This is a genomic window from Microbacterium sp., from assembly GCF_026393345.1.
Classification (GTDB): domain Bacteria; phylum Actinomycetota; class Actinomycetes; order Actinomycetales; family Microbacteriaceae; genus Microbacterium.
Genome location: NZ_JAPLAI010000060.1, coordinates 1 through 21134, shown reverse-complemented (window position 1 = coordinate 21134; position 21134 = coordinate 1). Strand labels below are relative to the sequence as shown.

22 protein-coding genes and 1 pseudogene are annotated in these 21134 nt (G+C 69.9%); 11 read left to right on the top strand and 12 right to left on the bottom strand.

Annotation, left to right across the window (positions count from 1 at the left end):
* The first annotated feature begins 179 nt into the window (after nt 1–179).
* Both NT132_RS12065 and NT132_RS12060 read left to right on the top strand, forming a co-directional pair.
* Nucleotides 180–3785, top strand: a complete 3606-nt coding sequence (locus NT132_RS12065; RefSeq protein ID WP_297789231.1) for a bifunctional RecB family nuclease/DEAD/DEAH box helicase — start codon at nt 180–182, stop codon at nt 3783–3785.
* A gap of 92 nt (nt 3786–3877) precedes the next feature.
* Nucleotides 3878–4879 carry a magnesium and cobalt transport protein CorA gene (locus NT132_RS12060; RefSeq protein WP_297789228.1) on the top strand — a complete coding sequence of 334 codons (1002 nt, stop codon included), beginning with the start codon at nt 3878–3880 and terminating at the stop codon, nt 4877–4879.
* A gap of 129 nt (nt 4880–5008) precedes the next feature.
* Here the strand turns inward: NT132_RS12060 and upp are convergent, their stop codons facing one another.
* Nucleotides 5009–5641: a uracil phosphoribosyltransferase gene (gene upp, locus NT132_RS12055; RefSeq protein ID WP_297789224.1), complete on the bottom strand. Its 633-nt coding sequence runs from the start codon at nt 5639–5641 to the stop codon at nt 5009–5011.
* Nucleotides 5642–5801: 160 nt separating this feature from the next.
* On the opposite strand from upp, the gene tadA reads away from it, so the two are divergent.
* A complete protein-coding gene (gene tadA, locus NT132_RS12050; protein ID WP_297789259.1) occupies nt 5802–6233 on the top strand; it encodes a tRNA adenosine(34) deaminase TadA in 432 nt (143 codons plus the stop codon).
* A gap of 176 nt (nt 6234–6409) precedes the next feature.
* Here tadA and NT132_RS12045 read toward each other — a convergent pair whose 3' ends face one another.
* From NT132_RS12045 to NT132_RS12035, 3 genes are read right to left on the bottom strand one after another with little or no spacing between them, the layout of a single operon-like run.
* Complete coding sequence (locus NT132_RS12045; protein ID WP_297789221.1) at nt 6410–7342, bottom strand: LLM class F420-dependent oxidoreductase; 933 nt, start codon at nt 7340–7342, stop codon at nt 6410–6412.
* Nucleotides 7343–7344: 2 nt separating this feature from the next.
* The gene (locus NT132_RS12040; RefSeq protein WP_297789218.1) at nt 7345–8307 is read right to left on the bottom strand and encodes a cation diffusion facilitator family transporter; all 963 of its coding nucleotides are present in this window, start codon (nt 8305–8307) and stop codon (nt 7345–7347) included.
* A 37-nt stretch (nt 8308–8344) separates the two neighbouring features.
* The gene (locus NT132_RS12035; RefSeq protein WP_297789215.1) at nt 8345–9472 is read right to left on the bottom strand and encodes an alpha/beta fold hydrolase; all 1128 of its coding nucleotides are present in this window, start codon (nt 9470–9472) and stop codon (nt 8345–8347) included.
* A gap of 68 nt (nt 9473–9540) precedes the next feature.
* Between NT132_RS12035 and proC the strand changes: the two genes are divergently transcribed.
* Nucleotides 9541–10371 carry a pyrroline-5-carboxylate reductase gene (proC, locus tag NT132_RS12030; protein WP_297789212.1) on the top strand — a complete coding sequence of 277 codons (831 nt, stop codon included), beginning with the start codon at nt 9541–9543 and terminating at the stop codon, nt 10369–10371.
* A 64-nt stretch (nt 10372–10435) separates the two neighbouring features.
* On the opposite strand, the pseudogene NT132_RS12025 reads toward proC, so the two are convergent.
* The 3 genes and pseudogenes from NT132_RS12025 to NT132_RS12015 form a co-directional block, all read right to left on the bottom strand.
* A pseudogene (locus NT132_RS12025) lies at nt 10436–10735 on the bottom strand (nuclear transport factor 2 family protein); the annotation flags it as partial.
* 43 nt (nt 10736–10778) lie between these two features.
* Nucleotides 10779–11450: a TrkA family potassium uptake protein gene (locus NT132_RS12020; RefSeq protein ID WP_297789209.1), complete on the bottom strand. Its 672-nt coding sequence runs from the start codon at nt 11448–11450 to the stop codon at nt 10779–10781.
* The gene (locus tag NT132_RS12015) at nt 11443–12885 is read right to left on the bottom strand and encodes a potassium transporter TrkG (protein WP_297789206.1); all 1443 of its coding nucleotides are present in this window, start codon (nt 12883–12885) and stop codon (nt 11443–11445) included. The genes NT132_RS12020 and NT132_RS12015 overlap by 8 nt, the downstream gene beginning before the upstream one ends.
* Before the next feature lie 65 nt (nt 12886–12950).
* On the opposite strand from NT132_RS12015, the gene NT132_RS12010 reads away from it, so the two are divergent.
* The 6 genes from NT132_RS12010 to NT132_RS11985 all read left to right on the top strand — a co-directional run bounded on the left by NT132_RS12010 (nt 12951) and on the right by NT132_RS11985 (nt 14808).
* Complete coding sequence (locus tag NT132_RS12010; protein ID WP_297789203.1) at nt 12951–13358, top strand: metalloregulator ArsR/SmtB family transcription factor; 408 nt, start codon at nt 12951–12953, stop codon at nt 13356–13358.
* A 99-nt stretch (nt 13359–13457) separates the two neighbouring features.
* Nucleotides 13458–13649, top strand: coding sequence for a helix-turn-helix domain-containing protein (locus tag NT132_RS12005; protein ID WP_297789200.1), 192 nt, complete (start codon nt 13458–13460; stop codon nt 13647–13649).
* An 83-nt stretch (nt 13650–13732) separates the two neighbouring features.
* A complete protein-coding gene (locus NT132_RS12000; protein ID WP_003792170.1) occupies nt 13733–13831 on the top strand; it encodes an AURKAIP1/COX24 domain-containing protein in 99 nt (32 codons plus the stop codon).
* Nucleotides 13832–13927: 96 nt separating this feature from the next.
* The gene (locus NT132_RS11995) at nt 13928–14221 is read left to right on the top strand and encodes a rhodanese-like domain-containing protein (RefSeq protein WP_297789195.1); all 294 of its coding nucleotides are present in this window, start codon (nt 13928–13930) and stop codon (nt 14219–14221) included.
* 47 nt (nt 14222–14268) lie between these two features.
* Nucleotides 14269–14538, top strand: coding sequence for a glutaredoxin family protein (locus NT132_RS11990; protein WP_297789193.1), 270 nt, complete (start codon nt 14269–14271; stop codon nt 14536–14538).
* A 78-nt stretch (nt 14539–14616) separates the two neighbouring features.
* Nucleotides 14617–14808 (top strand): Dabb family protein, encoded by a 192-nt coding sequence (locus NT132_RS11985; protein ID WP_297789191.1) that lies wholly within the window; start codon nt 14617–14619, stop codon nt 14806–14808.
* Here NT132_RS11985 and NT132_RS11980 read toward each other — a convergent pair.
* The 5 genes from NT132_RS11980 to NT132_RS11960 form a co-directional block, all read right to left on the bottom strand.
* Complete coding sequence (locus NT132_RS11980; protein WP_297789188.1) at nt 14757–15923, bottom strand: mechanosensitive ion channel domain-containing protein; 1167 nt, start codon at nt 15921–15923, stop codon at nt 14757–14759. The two genes, NT132_RS11985 and NT132_RS11980, sit on opposite strands and share 52 nt — an antisense overlap.
* Before the next feature lie 149 nt (nt 15924–16072).
* Nucleotides 16073–17176, bottom strand: coding sequence for an ABC transporter ATP-binding protein (locus NT132_RS11975; protein ID WP_297789185.1), 1104 nt, complete (start codon nt 17174–17176; stop codon nt 16073–16075).
* Complete coding sequence (locus NT132_RS11970; protein WP_366940409.1) at nt 17173–17967, bottom strand: ABC transporter permease subunit; 795 nt, start codon at nt 17965–17967, stop codon at nt 17173–17175. Before NT132_RS11970 ends, NT132_RS11975 begins: the two co-directional genes overlap by 4 nt.
* Nucleotides 17964–18815, bottom strand: coding sequence for an ABC transporter permease (locus tag NT132_RS11965; protein WP_297789256.1), 852 nt, complete (start codon nt 18813–18815; stop codon nt 17964–17966). Before NT132_RS11965 ends, NT132_RS11970 begins: the two co-directional genes overlap by 4 nt.
* A gap of 68 nt (nt 18816–18883) precedes the next feature.
* Nucleotides 18884–20014 carry an extracellular solute-binding protein gene (locus tag NT132_RS11960; protein ID WP_297789179.1) on the bottom strand — a complete coding sequence of 377 codons (1131 nt, stop codon included), beginning with the start codon at nt 20012–20014 and terminating at the stop codon, nt 18884–18886.
* A 191-nt stretch (nt 20015–20205) separates the two neighbouring features.
* Here NT132_RS11960 and NT132_RS11955 point away from each other — a divergent pair.
* On the top strand, nt 20206–21134 hold a 929-nt coding region (locus tag NT132_RS11955; RefSeq protein WP_297789177.1), incomplete at its 3' end, for a DUF222 domain-containing protein.

The following is a 21134-nucleotide window of genomic DNA, read 5'->3' as shown; positions in this document are numbered from 1 at the left end:
ACGGCAGAAAGTGGGACATGTTCTGTAGAGATCGGGACATGCCGGCGGGGGAGGATGCGGCCCCCTGCTGCCGCAAGCACCGCCCCGCTGCGGCCGCATCCCGGGCCCTGCCGCTTCGTACGCCGGGCAGCGGCGCCGGTGTCGGAGGGGGTGGGTAGGGTCAGGGGGAAAGGGGAACGATGCGGTATATCGAGGCGGCGGCAGGGCGACCTGCGCGGGTCGTGTGGAGTGCGAGCGACCTGAAGGCCGCGGCCGAGTGCGAGTTCGCGTGGCTACGCGCCATCGACGCGAAGCTGGGCCGGGTACCGGCGGTGGCCGACCCCGACGACCCCACCCTGGAGCGCGCCGGCCGTCTCGGCACCGCGCACGAGCTGCGTGTGCTGCAGCGGTACCAGGAGCGCTTCGGCGACGCCGTGGCCGTGATCCCCGAGACCCGCTCCACCGATGACGCGGCGATGGCGGATGCGGTCGCCGCCACCCGCGCCGCGCTCGCCGACCCGACCGTCGAGGTGGTGTACCAGGCCGCGTTCGCCACCGACGAGTTCGTCGGCTTCGCGGACTTCCTCGTCCGCGATCGCGACGCCGGGGTCACTCCCGGGCCGTGGCTGGTGCAGGACACCAAGCTCGCGCGTCACGCCCGCGTCACCGCACTCATGCAGTTGGCGGCATACGTCGATCAGCTCGACCTCCAGGGTGTCTCCCGCAGCAGCAGCGTGGAGCTTCTGCTCGGCGACGGCTCGATCTCGCGTCATGCCGTGGCCGACCTGCTCCCTGTGCTTCGGCTGCGGCGCCGGCGCCTGCAGGATCTGCTGACGGATCGCCGGATCGACGAGGCCGCCGATGGCGCACCGATCGCCTGGGGCGACGCGCGGGGCGACCTGCAGGTCATCGCGTGCGGCCGCTGCGCCACCTGCGAGCAGGAGGTGGTCGCGCACCGCGATCTGCTGCTCGTCGCCGGGATGCGGCCGGTGCAGCGCGAGCGGCTCCGCGACGCCGGCATCGCCACCGTCGACGCGCTGGCCGCCGCATCCGCTCCGCCCGAGGGCATGCGCGCGGAGGTCTTCGAGGGGCTCCGCGAGCAGGCACGCCTGCAGCTCGCGAGTCCCGCCGGGGTTCCCACGCCGGGTGAGCAACACGCGGGACCGCCGCCCGTGCCGGTGTACGAGGTCGCACTGCCCGCGGCACTCGCCGGGCTTCCCCGCCGCGACCCGGGCGACCTGTTCTTCGACTTCGAGGGCGACCCGCTCTACACCGAGGGTGACACCGGCGTCTGGGGAATCGACTACCTGTTCGGCTGGGTCGACACCGCGTCGCAGTACAGCACGCTGTGGGCGCACAGCTTCGCCGAGGAGAAGGAAGCGCTGGAACGCTTCGTCGATCTCGTCGACCTGCGCCGCCGCGCCCATCCGGGCCTGCACATCTACCACTACGCCCCCTACGAGCCCGCGCATCTGCTGGCGATGGCGGCCCGGTATGGCACCCGTGAAGCGGAGGTGGATCGGCTGCTGCGCGACGGCGTTTTCGTCGACCTGTATCCGATCGTCCGGCGGGCGTTGCGGGTCGGCTCCCGCTCCTACTCCATCAAGAAGCTGGAACCGCTCTACATGGGCGACGACGTGCGCACGAGCGATGTGCAGCGCGGCGACGACTCCATCGTGAAGTATGTGCAGGCGCGCGTCCTGCGCGACGACGGCGATGAACCGGGTGCTCAGGCGATCTTCGACGACCTGGCCGAGTACAACCGCGACGACTGCGTCTCGACCCTCCGGCTGCGGGACTGGCTCGTGGAGCGCGCCCGCGAGGCGGGTCTCCTCCCCTCGGTCGCGCCGGATGCGGCCGAATTCGTCTACGAGCCCTCCCCGCGCGCGCTCGCCCTGACCCGGCTCGCGGATGCGGCGACCGATGCGGTGGTGCCAGCAGCACTCGCGACCGACGCCTCCGTGTCCGCCCACCTGGTGTCGGCGCACGCCCCCGCGACTGCCGAGCGCGCCCCGGACACGACCGCCCTGCGCCTCGCGGCTGCCGCGATCGACTACTACCCGCGCGAGGCGAAGACGTTCTGGGCCGGACACTTCCTCCGCATGCGCGAACCCGTGTCGCTCTGGGAACAGACCCGCGACGTCGTCGTGGTGGACCCGGCCCGCTCCCGCGTCACCGAACCGTGGCACCGCGACGAGGGGCAGCGGGTCGCCCGCCGCCTCATCGAACTCCGCGGCGACCTGGCTCCCGGCACCCGGCTCTCGCAGGGATCGCAGCCGTTCGCGCTGTACGAACTGCCCGCGCCGTTCCCGTACGCACCGTCGCCGCGCTGGATTCACGGCGCCCGGCAGGTGACGGTCGTCGAGGTGCTCGAGGACGGGGCCATCGTGCAGGAGAACGCCGTCGACGGCGAGATGTGGGACCCGCTGCCGTTCGCGCTCACCCCGCCCTCGCCGCCGAATGCCGGGCAGCAGCAGTCCGCCATCGACGTGTGGGCGGACAGCCTGATCGATGCGGCGCCCGGCTTCCCGGAGGACGCTGCCACCGACATCCTCCGCCGTCGCCCGCCGCGCACCCGTGCGGGTCTCGCCCGCGGCACCGACGATGTCACGGCGATCGTCCGCAGCATCCTCGATCTCGATCACAGCTACCTCGCGGTGCAAGGCCCTCCCGGAACCGGCAAGACCCACGTCGGCTCGCACGTCATCGCGCGGCTGGTGCGCGACCACGGCTACCGCGTCGGCGTCGTCGCGCAGTCCCACGCCGTCGTCGAGAACATGCTCGACCGCATCGTCGGTGCGGGCGTCCCCGCCGACCGGGTCGGCAAGGCGCCCAAGGATGCGGACGCAGCGGTGTCGTTCACACCGCTGAAGAAGAACGGCCTCGCCGCCTTCGCCGCCGACCGTCCCGGAGGGTTCGTCATCGGCGGCACGGCGTGGGATTTCGCCCACCCCCAGCGGGTGGCGCGGGGGAGCCTCGATCTCCTCGTCATCGACGAGGCGGGGCAATTCTCGCTCGCCTCCACGATCGCGGTGGCGATCTCCGCGAAGCGCGTGCTCCTCCTCGGCGACCCGCAGCAGCTGCCGCAGGTCAGCCAGGGCACGCATCCCGAACCCGTGGACACCTCCGCGCTCGGCTGGGTCATGGGCGATGACCCAGTCATCGATCCGGAGCACGGCTACTTCCTGGCGCGCACCTGGCGGATGCGGCCGGAGGTCGCCGCCCCCGTCTCGGTGCTCTCCTACGCGGGTGAGCTCGCGGCGGCCCCCGTGACCGCGCACCGCGTGCTGTCGGGCGTCGAGCCCGGCGTCCACCCGGTGCCGATCCCGCACCGCGGCAACGCGGTGCAGTCCGCGCAGGAGGCGGCTGAGGTGGTCCGTATCGTGCAGGACGTCCTCGGACGCCCCTGGATCGGCGCGGACGAGCAGGACGGCGCGGTCGCGACGGCGCCGCCGCGACCCCTGACCGCGGCCGACATCATCGTCGTGACGCCCTACAACGCACAGCAGGTCATGGTCGAGGAGGCGCTGGTCGCCGCCGGCATTCTCGGGGTGCGGGTGGGGACGGTCGACAGGTTCCAGGGGCAGGAGGCGGTTGTCGCGATCGTCAGCCTTGCCGCATCCTCGGGCCGGGACGCCCCTCGGGGGCTGGAGTTCCTGCTGCTGCAGAACCGCCTGAACGTGGCGATCTCGCGCGCGCAGCACACCGCCTACCTCTTGTACTCACCGGGTCTCCTCGACGATCTGCCGCGGACGCCGGAGGGCGTGGCACGGCTCAGCGCGTTCGCGACCCTCGTCGGCGCCTGAGCCTCGCTCCGCGCGGCGCCGCGCTGCCCGCACGGTAACGGGCAGGATGGGACGGCAGCTGCACCGGAAGTCCCACCGATCGGATCGAACACATGGCCGTCATCGACAATGCGATCTACGTCGAGGGTCGACGCGTCGCCACCCCGGCGAGCCTGGACGAGACGTACGAGGTGATGCAAGCGCTCGACGGCTTCGCGTGGATAGGGCTGTACCGCCCGGGGGCGGCCGAGCTGCAGTCCGTCGCGGACGAGTTCGGACTGCATCCCCTGGCGATCGAGGATGCGGCGCACGGCCACCAGCGTGCCAAGGTCGAGCGATACGGCGACACGTTGTTCCTCGCCCTCCGTCCGGCGCACTACGACGACGAGAAGGAGCACGTCGACTTCGGCGAGCTGCACCTGTTCGTCGGGCCCCGCTTCGTGGTCTCGATCCGGCACGCCGAGTCGCCCGATGTCGGGGCTGTGCGTCAACGGCTCGAAGCGGAGCCGGGTCTGTTGGCGTTGGGCCCGGAGGCGGTGCTGTATGCCCTGCTCGACCGCATCGTCGACGACTACGGTCCGGTCGTTGCCGGCATTGAGAACGACATCGATGAGATCGAGGATCAGCTCTTCGGGGTCAGCGACGACGACGCACTGTCCCGCCGCATCTACGAGCTGTTCACCGAGGTGATCAGCTTCGACCGGGCGGTTCGACCGGTGCCCGGCGTCATCGAGTGGCTGCAGCGAGGCTTCGACAAATACCCCGTCGAGCTCGAGGTACAGCGAGGCCTGCGTGACGTGCTGGATCACGCCCTGCGGACCACCGAGCGCGTGGAAGGTTTCCGCGCGCTGCTGGACAAGGCGCTCACCGTGCATTCCGCACTCGTCGCTCGACGGCAGACCGAGGTCAATCTCGTGCAGAACGAGCAGGTGAAGAAGATCTCGTCGTGGGCGGCGATCATCTTCGCGCCCGGGCTCATCTCGGGGATCTACGGTATGAACTTCGCGTTCATGCCGGAACTGGATTCACCTCTCGGCTATCCGCTGGCGCTCACCGGAATGGTCGCGTTCGCGGGCGCCCTGTTCGTCATCTTCAAACGGCGCAAGTGGCTGTGACGCCGCCCCACACCCGCTGAGCGCGCCTACGCCGTATCCGCACCCGCCGAGACCACATCCGTTCGCCGAGACGACATCCGATCCGATGTGGTGTCGCGGAACGGATGTGGTCTCGCGAGAAACCGTGGGTCAGACGGTGCCGTACAGGCGATCGCCGGCGTCGCCGAGGCCGGGCACGATGTAGCCCTTCTCGTTCAACCGCTCGTCGAGCGCGCCGAGCACCAGCGTGACGTCACGCCCCTCGACCTGCTTCTCGATCGCGGCGACACCTTCCGGGGCGCCGAGCAGGCAGATGGCGGTCACATCCTGCGCGCCACGCGTGAAGAGGAACTCGATCGCCGCACCCAGCGATCCGCCGGTGGCGAGCATCGGGTCGAGGACGAAGCACTGCCGGTCGCTGAGGTCGTCGGGCAGACGCTCGGCGTAGGTCGTCGGCTCGAGGGTCTCCTCGTTCCGCACCATGCCGAGGAAGCCGACCTCGGCAGTGGGGAGGAGCTTCACCATGCCCTCCAGCATCCCGAGGCCGGCGCGCAGGATCGGCACGACGAGCGGGCGGGGGTCGCTGATCTTCACACCCTGCGTGGTGGTGACCGGGGTCACGACCTCGATCGGGTCGACGCGGACGTTGCGGGTCGCCTCGTAGGCGAGGAGCGTCACGAGCTCCTCCGTCAGCTGCCGGAACACCGGTGACGGTGTCGTGTGCTCACGCAGAACGGAGAGCTTGTGCGTGATGAGCGGGTGGTCGGCGACGTGGAGGCGCATGGTTCCAGGCTAGGGCACGCGGCTCGTCGCCGCGCCCGCGCCTGCGTCGACGACCGGCGGGGAACGGCGACCGCTGCGACGAGGGCGACCGCGCCCGCGACCCGGCTGCACCTACGCTGGACGCGTGAACCTGCCCGTGCCCGATCGTGATCCCGTCGCGATGGCGCGCGCCCTGGAACTGGCGGCGGATGCGGCGGCCGCAGGCGAGGTTCCCGTCGGGGCCGTGGTGCTCGCCCCCGACGGCACGGTGATCGGCGAAGGCCGCAACCGTCGCGAGGAGACCACCGACCCCACCGCCCACGCCGAGGTGCTGGCGATGCGGGAGGCCGCCGCATCCCTTGGATCCTGGAACCTCGACGGGTGCACGCTCGTGGTGACCCTCGAGCCGTGCCTCATGTGCGCGGGGGCGATGCTGCAGGCGCGTGTCGGCCGGCTCGTCTTTGGCGCGTGGGACGACAAGGCGGGGGCGACCGGGTCGATGTACGACGTGGTGCGCGATCGCCGGCTGCCGTACCGGGCCGAGGTGGTCGGGGGAGTGGCCGAGGATGCGGCGTCGGCGCTGCTGCGTGCCTTCTTCGACGCCCGCCGCTGACTGCTGCTGCGCGTTCCCCTGTCGCGAACGGCGGTCCCGCAGGATGCGACAGGCGAGGGGTCGTGTCTTTCGTTCTCCTGTCGCAAACGGCGGTCCGGATGCACAAGAAGTGACAGGTGAGCGGCGCACCCGGATGCACAAGAAGTGACAGGTGAGCGGCGCACGCGCCACTGAGCTCAGTCGCGGGGAAGATGCGGCAGCACCTCGGCACCGAGGTATTCGAGCTGCTCGAGGTCGCGCATGTCCAGCAGCTGGAAGTACATACGCCTCGCACCGAGATCGCGCAGGCGCCCGACCTGGGCGACGATCGCGTCGACGCCGCCGGCGATGTTGCCCTTCGCGCGGAACTCGTCCAGGTCTTCGCCGATGGTCTGGGCGCGCCAGCGGAGGTCCGCATCCGTCCGCCCGGCGAGGGTCGGCAACGCCACCGAGAGCTTGAGATCGTCCGGCTCTCGTCCGATGGCCTCACACGCCGCGCGCACCCCCGCGAACTTCTCCGCGATCACGGTCTCCGGCTGGAATCCGATGTTGAACTCCGTGGCGTATCGCGCGGCGAGGGCAGGGGTCCGCTTCGGGCCGCCGCCGCCGACGATGACCGGCACCGGCGACTGCACCGGCATCGGCAGTGCGGGGGCGTCGGTGAGATCGTAGTGGGCGCCGTGGAAGGAGTACGTGCCATCGAGCGGCGTCGACCACAGTCCCGTGACGATCTCCAGCTGCTCCTCCAGCAGGTCGAACCGCCGCGGCGGGAACGGGATGCCGTAGGCGGTGTGCTCCGCTTCGAACCAGCCAGTGCCGAGGCCCAGCTCCACCCGCCCGCTGCTCATCTGGTCGACCTGGGCGACCTGGATCGCGAGGAGTCCCGGCAGGCGGAACGTCGCCGACGAAACGAGTGTGCCGAGGCGGATGCGGGCGGTCTCCCGGGCGAGGCCGGCGAGTGTGGTCCAGGCATCGGTGGGACCGGGCAGCGGATCGCCCTCACCCATTCGCAGGAAGTGGTCCGAGCGGAAGAACCCATCGAAACCGAGCTGCTCCGCGGTCTGCGCGAAGTCCAGCTGCTCCTGGTAGGAGAATCCCTGCTGCGGCTCGGTGAAGACGCAATACTCCATGCTCAGTCCTCCGATTTGAGGATGATCGTCTCGGTGGGCAGGGCCGGGTGCGCGGCGCGGTAAAGGTCGGGCTCCAGGTAGATGACGCGCGCGACGGGAACGGACTCCCGGATGCGGCGCTCGACGGCGTCGATGTCTGCAGCCACCTCGACGAGCGACTTGTCCGCGGGCAGGCCGATCTTCGCGGCGACCAGCAGCTCATCCGGGCCGAGGTACAGCGTCTTCAGGTGGATGAGTTTCTCCACTTCGTCGCCCGCGGTGATCGCCGCCACGATGAGGTCGTGATCGCCGGGCGTCGCGCCCTCGCCCACCAGGAGGCTCTTCGTCTCGACGCCGAGCACGATCGCCACGAGGATCAGCAGGACGCCGATCATGATGGTGCCGATCGCATCGAAGATCGCGTCTCCCGTGATGATCGTGAGGCCCACGCCCAGCAGGGCGAAGACGAGACCGGTGAGGGCGGCGACATCCTCGAGCAGCACGACGGGGAGCTCGGGGGCCTTGGCGCGGCGGACGAACGCGACCCACGACTGGCCCTTCGGGCGCGTGTGGTTCGACTCCTTCACGGCGGTGCGCAGCGAGAACGACTCGAGTCCGATCGCGATGATCAGCACCGCGATCGGCAGCCACGCGTTCTCCAGCGCGTGCGGGTGCGAGATCTTCTCCACTCCCTCGTACAGCGAGAACACCCCGCCGACCGAGAACAGGATGATCGCCACGATGAACGCGTAGACGTACCGCTCGCGGCCGTAGCCGAAGGGGTGATCGCTATCGGCCTCCTTGCGTGCCTTGCGGCCGCCGAGCATCAGCAGCAGCTGGTTACCGGAGTCCGCGACGGAGTGGATGCCCTCCGCGAGCATCGACGCCGAACCGGACACCAGCCATGCCGCGAACTTCGCGATCGCGATCCCCAGGTTCGCTGCGAACGCGGCGAGAATCGCCTTACTGCCACCCGATGCACTCATGGCGACGAGTCTACGGATGCGGATGCTGCCGCATCCGTCAATCCGTGGACTTGAGGATGATCTGCTCGGTGTCGGGCGCCGGTTCGGTGTGCGGGCCGAGGAATCCGACGCGTTCCAGAACACTTCGGCGCACCTCCGCCGGCTGCTCGAGATGCGGGGTGTGCCCGACACCCGCGAGCGCGACCTCTCGCACGTCGCCGCCGGCCGCCGCGTAGGCGGCGAGCACATCGCGGGTCTGCGACACCATGGGCTGCGCCGGGGCGATTTCGTCGCCGGGCCAGTCCGGTGTGACCCCGAGAGCACCGAGATGGTTGACGTCGAAGAACGAGGTGTCGGAGACGACGGCGTCGAGCTCGCCGTGCACCCAGAGGATCGGTGGCTTCGGATCGAGCGCGACGATCCCGGACACGTCGAACCAGCGCGGCGAGACGGCGTTGAGAACTCCGGTCGTGCCGGCGGCGAACCCCGGCCAGCTGTCGGAGGGGACCTGGTCGCCGGGGTAGTTGCCGCTGGCGGTCGAGGTCGCGAGCACCGCACCGACCCAGGTGTCTTCACGCGGCGCGGTGCCGTGCTCGGCGACGAACGCGCGCCGGATGAGCGTGCGGGGGGAGGCCTCGGCCTCGTCCGTGGTGTCGTGCGCGATGAGGCGGCGCACGAACTCGGGGTTCGAGAGGCCGGCGCCGGTGCCGGCGGCGTCCTCGGTGAGGCGGGTGCCGTCGCGCCGGGTGCCGCCGAACCCGAACGGTGAGACGGGGGCCAGGAGCGAGAGCGAGAGCGCGGAGTGGTCGAGGGCGTACTGCAGCGCGACCGCCCCGCCGAGGCCCCAGCCGACCAGATGGGCGGTGGGCAGGCCCAGTGTCTCGAGCGTTGCGTGCAGGTCGTCGCTGAAGTCGCGGACGCCGCGGGTCGCATCCACCGGCAGATTCTCGCTGCCGCCGAACCCGCGCAGGTCCACGGCGATGCCGCGGACGTCGGCGGGGAGCCCGGCCAGCAGGTCCTGCCACAGCAGGGAGGAGGCGAGTGCGTCGTGGAGGAACACCACCGTGCGCTCCAGTGGCGTCTCCGGGTCGTCGCCGTCGCGCTCGATGACCGCGACGGCGAGCCGCCCGGTCTCCAGGGTGCGGGCCGTGAGCCCGTCGAGCAGGTGGTCCTCGGGGTCGGTCATCTCGTACCTCCGTGGCCGATGATAGACCGCTCGCCGTGCTGCCGCGGAGCTCCGCGTAGGTTGGTGGCATGAGCTCACTTCCTCCGATCGCGATCCTCGGCGCCGGCTCCATGGGCGGCGCGATTCTCAGCGGTGTCGTCGCCTCGGGTCTCGCCGACGGCCTCACCGTGACGAACCGCACCGCCGAGAAGGCCGCCGCGCTGGCGGGGTTCGATGGGGTCACCAGCATCGCGCTGGCCGAGCAGCCGGACGGCAACCTCGAGGCCGCCGCATCCGCTGACATCGTCCTCGTGGGCGTGAAGCCCGCCATGGTCCCCGACCTGCTGCGGGAGATCGCGCCGGTGCTCCGCCCGGGTGCCGTCGTGGTGAGCCTCGCCGCCGGCGTGACGATCGCGACGTTCGAGCAGATCCTCGGGCCGGATTCGGTGGTGCTGCGTTCCATGCCGAACACGCCCGCCGTGGTCGGCAAGGCCGTCACCGGGCTCGCCGCGGGGACGCGGGCCGAGGCGGAGCACGTCGCCATGGCGCGGCGTCTGTTCGAGACGGTGGGAACCGTGATCGAGGTGCCGGAGAGCCAGATCGACGAACTGTCGACCATCTCGGGGTCCGGCCCCGCCTACGTGTTCCTCCTCGTGGAGAAGCTCACGGATGCGGCGGTCGGCAAGGGCTTCACGCCGGAGCAGGCGCGCGTCATGGCCGAGCAGACCTTCATCGGCGCCGCGGCACTGCTCGACGCTTCGGGGGAGGACCCGGCGGAGCTGCGTCGCCGCGTCACCAGCCCGAAGGGCACGACCGAGCGGGCGGTCGCGGTGCTCCAGGATGCGCACCTCGACGAGGTCTTCGCGGCGGCGACGGATGCGGCCCTCGCCCGTGCGAAGGAGCTCGCCGCCGGGAGCTGAGGATCACCATCCACCACTCGGTGAACGAGCGCGCGCGCCCGGTGTCATCGAGGTCGATGACCCAGAGGTTGCTGTAGGTGCGGCCGTCGCGGTAGTCGGTCTGCGCCTGCACGAACGCGCGGGAACCGTCGATGCCCGCGACGTCCCAGGTGAACGCGAAGGTGTCGGGCTCGTCCTTCCGCTCCACCCAGCCGGCGACGATCTGATCGACGCCCTGCATCGGTGAGGACCACGGCTCGGTGCGGTACTCCGCATCCGGGGTGAACAGAGCCCGGATGTCGTCCGGCTCGTTGCTCGTCCACGCCGACAGGTACCCGTCCATCCAGCGGCGGACAGCCGCATCCGTGTCGATCCGCTCCGTCATGCGGCACAGTCTCCCACGCGGTCCGCGGTGGGGACAGGCCCGCTCAGCGGTCGAGGGACGCGAAGCGCTCGATGTCGCCGTTCGTGCCGGAGACGATGATGAGGTCGTGGTTGGTGACCACCGTGTTGGCCTCGGCGTAGCGGAACGGCTTGCCGGGGCTCTTCACGCCCACGACCGTCACGTTGAACTTCGTGCGGACGCCGGACTGGTTGAGCCCCACGCCGCGAATGAACTTCGGCGGATACATCTTGGCGAGCACGAAATCGTCGTCGAAGCGGATGAAGTCCAGCATCCGCCCGGAGACGAGGTGGGCGACGCGCTCGCCGGCCTCCCGCTCCGGGTAGATGACGTGGTTGGCACCGACGCGGGCGAGGATCTTGCCGTGTGACTGCGACACCGCCTTGGCCCAGATCTGCGGCACCTTGAGGTCGACGAGGTTCGCGGTGATCAGTACGGACGCCTCGATGGAGGACCCGACGGCGACGACAGCGACCTGGAAGTCCTGCGCGCCGATCTGCTTGAGCGCGTCGACATTCCGGGCGTCGGCCTGCACGGTGTGGGTGACCCGCTCCGACCACTTCTGCACCAGGTCGAGGTTGTCGTCGATCGCGAGCACTTCGCGGTCGAGGCGGTCCAGCTCTCCGGCGCACGCGGCGCCGAAGCGTCCGAGACCGATCACCAGCACGGGCGCATCGTTGCGGATCTGCTCAACCAACGATCGGCCTTTCCACCGGCAGCGAATACAACTGCGTACGACTTGCCGCAGCCACCGCTGCGGCGAGTGTCACTGTACCAACGCGGCCCATGAACATCGTCGCCGCCAGCACGTACACCGCGGGGTCGGGAAGGTCGGCGGTGAGACCGGTGGACAGGCCCACGGTCGCGAACCCCGACACCACGTCGAAGAGCACCTCATCGACGGGCGCCTTCGTGATCTGCGCGATGGTGATGGTCGACAGCGCCACGATGGTCGCACCCCAGGCAACGACGGACAGTGCCACGCGCTGTACGTCGCTGGGGATGCGTCGCCCGAACGCCTCGACCGAGGGGCGCCCCTTCGCCTCGGACCACACGGCGAGGGCGAGCACCGCGAGGGTGGTCACCTTGATGCCGCCGGCGGTGGATGCGGAACCGCCGCCGACGAACATCAGCATCGAGCCGACGAGCAGCGACGAGCCGTGCAGGTCGCCGATCTCGATCACGGAGAAGCCGCCGGACCGGGTCATCGCCGACAGGAAGAGGGATTGGAACGTGGTGTCCCACGCATCCATGCCGCCGAAGGTCGCCGGGTTGTCGTACTCCAGCGTGACGAACACGATCGCGCCGGCGAAGAACAGGATGACCGTCGTGATGAGCGTCAGCTTCGTGTGCAGCGACCAGTACCGCACGTGCCACTGGTGGCGCCACAGCGTGAAGATGACCGGGAACCCGATCGACCCGAGGAAGACGCCGGCCATGAGGACCGTCATGAAGAAGTAGTCGCTTGCGAAGGGTTCCAGCCCGTTCGCGTTGGGGCTGAAACCAGTGTTCGTGAACGCCATCGCGGCGAAGTACGGCGCCTCCCACAGTGCGGTGAGCGGGTTCACGCCGCCCAGGAGTAGTGACGGGTACAGCAGCACCGCGAGACCCGCCTCGATGACGATCGTGGACAGCGCGACGGTGCGCAGCAGCTGGCCCACCTCGCCGAGCCGCACGGTCTGGCCCTCGTTGACCGGGCCGCCGTGCATACGGAGCGGGTTCGTGTCGCCCGCGGCGATGAGTTTCGCGCGCAGGCCTAGGCGCTTGGAGATGATCATGCCGAGGATCGACGCGAGGGTCAGGACGCCCAACGCCCCGACGTTGACGCCGATGTAGACGATCACCTGCCCGAACGGCGACCAGTGTTCGCCCATGTTCACGGTCGCGAGACCCGTCACGCAGATGGTGGACACCGCGGTGAACAATGCGTCGGCGAAGGGCGTCGACTGACCGTCCGCCGCGGCCGCCGGAAGCGACAGCAGGACGGTGAACACGACGACCAGGGAGGAGAAGACGAGGATCGCGAACCGGGCGGGCGACGATGTCGTGAGGTCCCGTGCCTGGTCTCGGATCCGGTCCCACCGGAGGGCCGTTCGGTGTCTCCAGGCGGATACCGCGGACTCGCCCGTCATCCGTGGCTCTCCCTTCCTGCCACCGCTTCATGGTCGCGCGCGCGGCGCACGGCTAACCTAAGCACATGGCGGACATCTTCGGCGTGATCGCGGACGCGACCAGGCGCGACATCCTCCGACTTCTGCTCGACCACTCCGCTCCGGCGGAGTCAGGGACGAGCGTGTCGCAGATCGTGCACGAGCTGGGGGTGAGTCAGCCCACCGTGTCGAAGCATCTCAAGGTGCTGCGCGAGGCGGGCCTCGTCTCGGTGCGGGAGGACGGGCAGCATCGCTACTACAGCCTGTCATCCGCTCCGCTGGACGAGGTCGAGGACTGGCTGATGCCCTTCCAGGATGCGGCCGCGGATGCGGACGGCGTCGGCATCCCGGCCCTGCCGGTGCAGGCGGTGCACGCTGCCGACGTGGTCGGTCGGGCCGCCGCATCCGTCAACCACGCCGTCGCGGCCGCGCTCAAGCGCCTGCCCGGACGCTGATCCCACCGGTCCCACCCGTTTACACTCGTCACACGCACGCTCTACAGTGGCGGGAACGCGCGCAGGGACGTGCGCAACGACGGGCGAAACGGGGACACCATGTCGGAACTGCCGGACGTGAGGTTCCTCACGGTCGCTGAGGTGGCCGCGCTCATGCGCGTTTCGAAGATGACCGTCTACCGCATGGTCCATGCCGGGGAACTCCCCGCGGTGCGGTTCGGACGCAGCTACCGGGTGCCCGAATCCGCGGTCACAGAGCTCGTGCAACGTCCGGTCGCCGACGTCGGCTAGACTGATCCGAGGCATTTTTTACGCATGCCCGATCCCGGGCGCAGCATCCCTGCGTCCAGACCCCTGACATAGCGAGGTTTTCCGTGGGTTCTGTCATCAAGAAGCGCCGCAAGCGCATGGCGAAGAAGAAGCACCGCAAGCTGCTTCGTAAGACTCGCCACCAGCGCCGCAACAAGAAGTAGTCCGCAAGGACTGCGGAGCGGCAACCGACACCGAGCGCCCCCGACTGGCACCAGCCTGTCGACGGGGCGCTTCGTGTACCTCCCGAAAGGCGGAGCATGAAGTCCATCACGGTCCAGGAACTGCGCGAGCGCACCGGCGTTCCGCTGATCGACGTGCGCGAGGTCGACGAGTTCGCCGCCGGGCACGTCCCCGGCGCGGTCAATCTCCCGATGTCGAGTATCGGCGATCACCTCGACGAGCTGCCCGACGAGGCGTTCGACGTGATCTGCCAGGCGGGCGGCCGTTCGGCACGCGTCGTGCAGGCGCTGGAGGCTCGCGGCTATGACGCGACCAACGTCGAGGGTGGCACGGGCGAGTGGATCGCCGCCGGCCTTCCGGTGGAGAAGTAGACGCCGCATCCCGAGCCGGCGCCTCGCGCGCCGGTTACGATGGGAGCGTGACCACACTCACGATCATCGGCAAGGACGGCTGTCATCTGTGCGACGTCGCCCGCGGTGTCGTGGAGCAGGTGCTGGCCGAACTGCCGGAGGCGCGCGCCGACCGCATCGAGGTCGTCGAAGCCTCGATCGAGACCGATCCCGCCCTCTACGAGCTGTGGTGGGAGAAGGTTCCCGTGATCCTCATCGACGACCGGTTGCACTCCCACTGGCGGGTCGCGCCCGACCGGCTGCGCGACGCGCTGCTGGATGCGCAGGCCGTGAAATGACGCTGCGTCACGTCGTGGCCCCTGCGGCGGGAGCAGGCGGCACGCATCGCCGCTGATCTCCTGGCCCTCCGCGGCGTCGTGCCGGAGCTGCTCGACATCACCGTCGGCCCCGACGTCCTCGGCGAGGGCAACTGGGACATCGCCCTGGTGGCCGACGTGGCGGACACCGCCGCGCTCGACGCGTATCAGCGCCACCCCGCCCACCAGGCGATCGTCGCCTACGTACGTTCCGTCGTCTCCAGCCGGGTCGCGGTCGACTTCGAGATCTGACCCTCGTCGTCGCCCGCCGGATCGGCGTCGACGACCGGGATCGCCTGGGTGAAGCTGCTCGCTCGTGCCTCGGCTTCGGCACTGCCGGTGAACAGGCCCCCCTCGCCGCCCGCGTGCGGTTCGACCGTGCGATGCTGCTCTTCCTCGGTCATGAGGATGCGCTGAACCGGGAGGCCGGCGGGCATGTTCTGCTGCATCCAGGTCACCATGGCCTCGCGGACGAGGCAGCGCAGGTCGAACAGGGTCGGCGCGTCCTGCGCGGTCACGAGGATGCGCACCCGGACGTAGCCGCCTACCGCGTCGGTCACCTGCAGCACGCTCGCGCGGCCGTCCCAGAGCTCGGTCCCGGCGAGCACCTCGTCCAGATGTGCACGCATCCGGCTGGGGGAGATCCGCCAGTCGAGGTCGAGCTCCACCGAGCCGAGCAGTTCCGACCCCTGCCGCGTCCAGTTCTGGAACGGGTTGGTCGTGAAGTACGTGCACGGCAGCACCAGCCGCCGCTCGTCCCAGAGATCGAGGACCACGTAGCTGAGCGTGATCTCGCCCACCCGTCCCCACTCGTCCTCGACCACCACGACGTCGTCGACCCGCAGCGCTTCGCTGAAGGCGAGCTGCAGCCCCGCGAAGATGTTCGCGAGCACCGATTGGGCGGCGAGGCCCGCGATGATCGACGCGATACCGGCAGAGGCCAGCACACTGGCGCCGAACGCCTGCACCGCGGGGAAGGTCAGCAGGATCGCGCCGACTGCGATGATGACGATGATCGCGATGGTGAGGCGCCGCAGGATCAGCGTCTGGGTGCGGATGCGGCGGGCCACGCGGTTGTCGGGGACGTCGATGCGATGGCGGCCGAGGGTGACGTCGGTCACGAACGAGACGAGCGCGGCCAGCAGCCACGCGGATGCGACGATCACCAGGATCGTGAAGATCTGGTTCAGCCGCTCCATCCAGTCACGGTCGGGGAACGCGGTGCTCACCGCGATCCACAGCGCGATGAGGAACACCAGCGCGCGGAAAGGGCGGTGTGCGCGGGCGATGAGGCCGCGCGGCCAGGCGTGGCGGCGGGCGATCAGACGGACGATGATGGCGACCACGACGGCCACCACTGCGGCCACGACGATGGCGATGCCAACGGCGATGGCGAAGACGATCCAGGGGTCGATAATGTTCCTCCTCTTCGGGTCCGCTCCACGTTAGGGAAGCGGGCGCGAAGCGGGCGGCGGGGTCGACACAGGCGCGCCCGATCCGCGATACTGCCCGCGGATCAGACCCTCGGACGCGCGGTGACCGGCTGCGGCGCCAGCGCGATCCGCACCTGATCGTCATACGCCACCGCGTCGGACGCGGGGTGCTGCACGCGCACCAGCGTGCCGTCCGCGGTACGCACGAGCGTCCGCCGGAAGCTGCCGAGGAAGGTGCTCTCCTGCACGCTCGCCGGGATGCCTTCGGCGCCGTCGACGATCCGCACGTTCTCCGGTCGGACGAACAGGTCGACCGGGCCGTCCGCCACCTCGCCCTGCAGCGGGAGTTCCTGCCCCCACACTCGGGCGCGGCCGCCCACGGCGTCGGCGGCGACGATGCTCGAGATGCCCACGAAACCCGCGACCTGCGCGGTCGCGGGGCGCAGGTACAGCTCCTCCGGGGTGCCGATCTGTTCGATACGCCCCTCCGCCATCACCGCGATCCGGTCCGAGACCGCGAGCGCCTCCTCCTGATCGTGGGTGACGAACACCGTCGTGATGCCGAGTCGCAGCTGGATGCGGCGGATCTCGTCGCGCAGTTGTACGCGCACCTTCGCGTCGAGTGCCGAGAGCGGTTCGTCCAGCAGCAGCACCCGCGGCTCGGTGACCAGGGCGCGGGCGAGGGCGACCCGCTGCTGCTGGCCGCCGGAGAGCTGATGAGGGTAGCGGTCGGCCAGGTGATCGAGTCCCACGAGCGCCAGGGCGTCGGCGGCGCGACGGGCCGCATCCGCTGCTCCGACGCGTCGGCGGCGCAAGCCGAAGGCGGTGTTCTCGCTGACCCGTAGGTGCGGGAACAGCGAGTACGACTGGAACACCATGCCGATGTCGCGCTTGTTCACCGGGACACGCGAGACGTCGCTCCCGCCCATGAGCACGGTACCGGCGGTGAGCGGCTCAAGCCCCGACAGGATGCGCAGGAGCGTCGTCTTGCCGCATCCGGAGGGCCCCAGCAGCGACACGAACTCGCCGGGTGCGATATCGAGGTCGATGCCGTGCAGCACCCGGGTGGGACCGTACTCCTTGGTCACGCCGCGGAACTGCACCCGGGTGCCCTCACCGGCCTCGGCGAGCAACAGGTTGTCGGAGGTACGGGGCAGGTTCCGCGGTGTCGTTGCGGCGGAGGTCATGGCGTGGTCCTTCGGGAGCCGGTGCGTCCGAGCCGGCCGATGACCAGCAGCAGCAGGAAGCAGAACGCGAGAGCGAGCAGAGTGAACATGGCAGCGGCGTAGCCGTCGATCTTGTTGACCACGAGTAGCGCGGTCTGCAGCACTTGGCGGTTCAGCAGCGAGGCGATCGTGAATTCGCCGAGCACGACCGCGACCGAGATGAGGGAGGCGGCCAGGAGCCCCTGGCGGAGGTTCGGCGCGAGCACCCGCAGCAGCACGGTCGGCCAGCCAGCGCCGAGCGACCGGGCTGCCTCGGCGAGCACTCGCAGCGGCACCGCGTCGATCGAGGCCTGGATGGAGCGGTAGGCGAAGGGGAGTACCGTGATGCCGTACGCGAAGGCGAGGGTCCACGCGCCGGTGCCGAGGGTGCGCCCGATCTGCAGATAGATCGGCGCGAGCCCCACGACGAGCACGATCGCCGGGATCGACAGCGGCAGCAGCACGCCGAACTCGAACGCTGGCCGCAAGCGCGGGAACCTCAGGTTCACCAGGATCATGGTCGGGGCCAGCAGGAACAGCACGATCGCGACCGTAACGACCGCGAGCAGAAGCGAGTTGCCGAGGCCGGTCCAGATCGGTGCGTATGTCGCTGCCTTCGCGGGGTCGATGAGTCCCGCCCAGTGCACGAGCGAAAAGCTGTCGCCGTCGCGGAACGTATAGATGAGGGTCGACAGCAGCGGGACGGCGAAGAAGAGCCCGACGAGGATGCCGATGATCCACCGGGTGAGCGCGCTCGGGGCGAGGCCCTTCACGACTGCCACCGGGCGGCGCGACGCTGGATCAGCGAGTACGCCCACATGACGATGCCGACCACGATGATCATGCCGAAGGCGAGGGCGCCGGCGAGGTTCTCCCGGCCGAGCACCGTCTCGCTGGTCAGCGCGGTGCGAATCTGCAGCGGCACGATCTGCGACCCCTGGCTGGCGAGGGCGGCGGCGGTCGCGTACGACGAGAACGCGTTGCCGAACAGCAGCAGGGTGCTGGCGAGGAACGAGGGCGCGAGCACCGGCACCCCGATGCGCAGCCAGAAGCTCGCCCGGGTGCCGCCGAGAGTGAGGTTCGCCTCGGCCCATTGCGGGCGCAGTGCCTCGAGAGCGGGCAGGAAGGTGATGATCATGAGCGGCACCTGGAAGTAGATGTACGGCAGGATCAGGCCCGGCAGCTCGTAGATCCACGGGCCGTCCGCGAACAGGTCGATGCCCGCATCCGCCAGCAGGGCCGTGACCACTCCCTGTAGGCCGATGGTGGCGATGAAGGCGAAGGCGAGCATGACGCCGCCGAACTGCGCCAGCACGCCGGATGCGGCATCCACGGTCGTGCGGACGAATCCGCGTTCGGGCAGGCCGAGCAGGGCGTAGCAGCACAGGGCGCCGACGATCGCACCGATGACGGCGGTGAGCGCGGAGATCCACGCCGAGTTGCCGAAGGTGCGAAGGACCACCGGGTCGCCGAGCGCGGCAAGATTGGCGAGGGTGAACGACCCGTCCGCGTCGAACAGCCCGCTCGCGACGGCGAGCACGGTCGGTAGCGCCAGGAACAGCAGCACGTACGCGGCGAAGGGAGCGAGTCCCCACGCCGCGGGATCCAGGCGACGCCGCACCCGCCGGGCCGGAGCGCGATGCTCCGACCCGGCGAGTGCGTGCTCCGTGAGGGGAGCGGACAGGCTGGTCACTGGACGGCCGAGGCCCACTTCTCGCCGAGGAGCGTGCCGGCGTCGGTGCTCTGCGCCTCGGTGGGGACGACGGTCTTCTCGGGCACCGCCGGGAGGGCGGCGGCGAGGGTCTCATCGATGGTGCCGGCCTCGGTCATGGCCTCCATGCGTGCGGGGCGGGCGCCACCCTTGAGCCACAGGTTCTGCACGTCGTCGCTGTAAAGGAACTCCTGCCACAGGCGTGCGGCCGCCGGGTGCGGGGCGTCCTTGTTGATCGCCTGGTTGTAGTACCCCGCGTACCCGGTTCCCGGCAGCACGACGACCTTCCAGTCGGCGTTGTCCGCACTGTGGGCGGCGTTGAGGTAGTCCCAGTCGAAGACGACGGGGGTCTCGCCGCTCGCCACGGTCGCGCTGGTGACGTCGACCTTGAGCATATTGCCCGCGGCATTGAGCTCGGAGAAGAAGTCGATGCCCGGCTGGAAGTCATCGAGGGTGCCGCCGGACTGGACCGTGGCCAGGCCCACCGCGGCGAAGGCGGCACCGGCCTGGGGCGGGTCGCCGTTGATGGCGACGGCGGCGGTGTAGTCGGAGCCGAGCAGGTCGTCGAGCGAGGCGGGCTCCGGGTAGGTCGACGAGTCGTAGCCGATCGACATGTACCCGCCGTAGTCGCCCACGAACAGGCCGGAAGGCTCCTTCAGGGCGTCGGGGATGTCGTCCCAGGTCTGCACCTGGTAGGGCGCGAACGTGTCGGTGTTCTGCAGGGCGACCGTGAGGCCGAGGTCGAAGACGTCGGGCGCGGTGTCGAGGCCCTCGTTCGTTTCGGCGGCCTGGATCTCCTCGGCGCTCGAGATGTCCGGCGACTGCTCGGTGATGGTGATCTCGGGGTAGGTCTCGGCGAACAGGTCGATGATCTCGCCGTAATTGGCCCAGTCGCGGGGGAGCGCGATGACGTTGAGCGCGCCCTCCGCCTTCGCGGCGGCCTCGAGATCGGCGAGGGTACCGAAATCGTCGAGGCTGGTCGCCGCGGCGGCGTCCGAACCGGATGCGGACGCATCCGTGCCCGCGCATCCGGCGAGGCTGAAGACCGCGATGGCGGCGAGGGCGAACCCGGCGACGGCGCGGCCGCGGCGGGGAAGGAAAGTGGGCATTGCTGTTCCTCTCGGGTGAGTCGGCTTCTGCGCGCACGGCGCGAGGAAGTCGGGACGAGAGGGACGGTACGGGCGGCGAATGGCCACCGGCCCCGGCCCGGGTGAACGATCGGTGAGCGATGGGTGACGGGTGTCGCGGTGTCGAACAAAAGGACGAGTTAATGTCGGAGGTGATTCGTACACTTGTTCCCATGGAGGATCTCTTCACCACCGCACACCGGGCCCTGGACCGTGCCCAGGCGTTGTGCCCGACCGGGCGGCCGGAGGGCCTCGGTGCGGGTGAGCTGGTGGCGTTGAGCGAAGCCCTCGGCACGCTTCGGCGGGCAGCGGATGCGGCGCTCGCGCCGGTGGCGGCGGAGATCGGCCGGCAGTCGCGTACGGAGTTGGGTGCGGATTCGCTGGCCCGGAAGAACGGGTTCCGGTCGGCGGCGGTGATGATCTCCACCGTGGTGGGCACCACGACCGGGGAAGCTGCCCGGGCGATGCGGATCGGGGAATCCACCACACCGCGGGTGACGCTCACCGGGCATCAGGCCCCGCCGAAGTACCCCCACGTCGCCGCCGCCGTGAACGCCACCCGGATCGGGACGCTCGCCGCGGGAGTGATCGTCACCGCGTGCGACCGGTGGGCGGTGCGCGCCGACCCGGCAGCGTTGGATCGGGTGGAGCGGATGCTGGTGGACCGCGCCCCGGGACTGACGCTGGATCAGTTGCAGAAACTGATCCTTCGCGCCGAAGCGCACCTCGACCCCGACGGTGTCGAACCCCGCGACACCGAACGACGCAGCAACCGTGCCCTGTCCATCCATGAAGACCGCGACGGGATGCTCGTGCTGTCCGGCCGACTCGACCCCGAAACCGCCGCACCCATCAAAGCGGCGGTCGAGGGACTCGTCACGGGGATGCTGCGGCGGCGGAGGGATGCCGCCCGGGATGGTGACGCTGACGCCGGTCCGGGCGCAGATGCGCACGCGGGGCAGGGCGGTGGCCCGGTCATCGAGGACACCCGCACCGTCGCGCAGATGCGGGCGGATGCGCTCGCGGACCTGTGCCGGCATGCCCTCGGGTGCGACAGCATCCCGCAACACCCCGCCACCACCGTCGTGGTGCGGATGACCCT

Coding starts and splice junctions, on each gene's coding strand:
- NT132_RS11975 (WP_297789185.1), bottom strand. CDS start 17,176: ATGACCTCCGCCGCAACGACACCGCGGAACCTGCCCCGTACCTCCGAC.
- NT132_RS12035 (WP_297789215.1), bottom strand. CDS start 9,472: ATGACCGACCCCGAGGACCACCTGCTCGACGGGCTCACGGCCCGCACC.
- NT132_RS12005 (WP_297789200.1), top strand. CDS start 13,458: ATGTCGGAACTGCCGGACGTGAGGTTCCTCACGGTCGCTGAGGTGGCC.
- NT132_RS12040 (WP_297789218.1), bottom strand. CDS start 8,307: ATGAGTGCATCGGGTGGCAGTAAGGCGATTCTCGCCGCGTTCGCAGCG.
- NT132_RS11960 (WP_297789179.1), bottom strand. CDS start 20,014: ATGCCCACTTTCCTTCCCCGCCGCGGCCGCGCCGTCGCCGGGTTCGCC.
- NT132_RS12060 (WP_297789228.1), top strand. CDS start 3,878: ATGGCCGTCATCGACAATGCGATCTACGTCGAGGGTCGACGCGTCGCC.
- NT132_RS11995 (WP_297789195.1), top strand. CDS start 13,928: ATGAAGTCCATCACGGTCCAGGAACTGCGCGAGCGCACCGGCGTTCCG.
- NT132_RS12015 (WP_297789206.1), bottom strand. CDS start 12,885: ATGACGGGCGAGTCCGCGGTATCCGCCTGGAGACACCGAACGGCCCTC.
- NT132_RS12045 (WP_297789221.1), bottom strand. CDS start 7,342: ATGGAGTATTGCGTCTTCACCGAGCCGCAGCAGGGATTCTCCTACCAG.
- proC (WP_297789212.1), top strand. CDS start 9,541: ATGAGCTCACTTCCTCCGATCGCGATCCTCGGCGCCGGCTCCATGGGC.
- tadA (WP_297789259.1), top strand. CDS start 5,802: ATGGCGCGCGCCCTGGAACTGGCGGCGGATGCGGCGGCCGCAGGCGAG.
- upp (WP_297789224.1), bottom strand. CDS start 5,641: ATGCGCCTCCACGTCGCCGACCACCCGCTCATCACGCACAAGCTCTCC.
- NT132_RS12065 (WP_297789231.1), top strand. CDS start 180: ATGCGGTATATCGAGGCGGCGGCAGGGCGACCTGCGCGGGTCGTGTGG.
- NT132_RS12010 (WP_297789203.1), top strand. CDS start 12,951: ATGGCGGACATCTTCGGCGTGATCGCGGACGCGACCAGGCGCGACATC.